The following is a 1,011-nucleotide window of genomic DNA, read 5'->3' as shown; positions in this document are numbered from 1 at the left end:
CTAGATGAATGAGTCCAAGGGATGGCCTGCGGACAGAGCGCGAGGGCGTCCAATGTCGATGTGTGACGAACGACCTGAACACCCTCGCAACGGCACTGTACGCCCGGATCGACGACGAGTTGAAGGCTTCGCCGTGGCTGGCCCCGGCACGGCCTGCCGTCGGAATCGCCCCCAGACTCAGCGACGCGGAACTGCTCACCCTCGCCGTGATGTCGGCGCTGCTCGGCTACACCTCCGAGCGGCGCTGGCTGCGCCGCGTCGACCAGGACTTCCGGTCCCTCTTTCCCTACGTGCCTCAGCAGTCCGGCTACAACAAGCGCCTGCGTGCCGCGTCCTCCCTGCTCACCAGCGTGATCCGGATCCTCGCCCAGGACACCTCCCTGTGGAGCGACGACGTGTGGCTGGTCGACTCCACCCCGGTCGGCTGCGGCTGCTCCCGCGAGACAGCCAAACGTTCGGACCTGGCGGGATGGGCCCAGTACGGCTACTGCGCCTCGCACTCCCGATACTTCTGGGGCCTGCGGCTGCACCTGGTGTGCACCCTGGGCGGCCTGCCGGTCCTGTTCGCCCTCACCGGCGCCAAGGCCGACGAACGCGAAACGCTGAGGGACATGCTCGACACCGCGCCGGACGTGACGGCCTCCCACCCGCACCAGACGATCATCGGTGACAAGAACTACTACGGCCGCGCTTTCGAGCACGACCTGACCGAGCGTGACCTGGTTCTCCTGCGGCCGGCCCGCAAGGGCGAACCCGAGCAGGCCGGGGCCCATCTGTTCAAGCCACTGCGCCAAGTCATCGAGTCGATCAACCAGACCTTCAAAGGCCAGCTCGACCTGGAAAGACACGGTGCCAAGAGCCCGCCGGGCGTCGCGGTGCGCGTGCTGAGCCGGATCCTCGCCCTGACCGCAGCCGTCTGGTACAACGACCGCACCGGGCAGCCGGTCAAACGGTCACTGATCGCCTACGACCACTGACCGTGACGAAAGCCCCTTGGACTCATTCATCTAG

Annotated in this window: 1 protein-coding gene; it reads left to right on the top strand. The window is 66.8% G+C overall.

Annotation, left to right across the window (positions count from 1 at the left end; genetic code table 11):
- Positions 1-62: 62 nt before the first annotated feature.
- On the top strand, positions 63-977 hold the full coding sequence (locus ACWCRJ_RS44575) for an IS982 family transposase (protein ID WP_450944701.1): 915 nt from the start codon (positions 63-65) through the stop codon (positions 975-977).
- The last annotated feature ends 34 nt before the right edge of the window (positions 978-1,011 follow it).

The sequence above is a fragment of the Streptomyces sp. NPDC002324 genome (assembly GCF_053593335.1).
Note: the sequence above shows the minus strand (reverse complement) of the source record. Positions and strands in the feature narration are given on the sequence as shown.